The following is a 405-nucleotide window of genomic DNA, read 5'->3' as shown; positions in this document are numbered from 1 at the left end:
CTCTGACGCACTGGTTGATGCACTTTGCGATGCGCTTGTGCTTGCTGACTCACTTGCACTGGTTGAAGCACTTTGCGATGCGCTTGTGCTTGCTGATTCTGACGCGCTTGTTGAAGCACTCATTGAAGCAGATGTACTTGCGGATTCGCTGGCACTGGTTGATGCACTTTGTGATGCGGATGTGCTTGCGGATTCACTTGCGCTTGTCGAAGCACTTTGTGATGCGCTAGTACTTGCTGACTCACTTGCACTAGTTGAAGCACTTTGCGATGCACTTGTGCTTGCGGACTCTGATGCACTCGTTGATGCACTTTGTGAAGCTGAAGTACTTGCGGACTCTGATGCACTCGTTGATGCACTTTGTGAAGCAGATGTACTTGCGGACTCACTTGCACTTGTTGAGGC

General features: G+C 50.4%; 1 pseudogene. It reads left to right on the top strand.

Annotated features, from left to right (window positions below):
- Positions 1-405 (top strand): annotated as a pseudogene (locus SPADD19_RS13035) (MSCRAMM family adhesin SdrC); the annotation flags it as partial.

This window comes from Streptococcus parasanguinis (assembly GCF_001578955.1).
Taxonomy (GTDB): Bacteria; Bacillota; Bacilli; order Lactobacillales; family Streptococcaceae; genus Streptococcus; species Streptococcus parasanguinis_U.
This window is presented reverse-complemented; position numbering and strand designations above follow the sequence as displayed.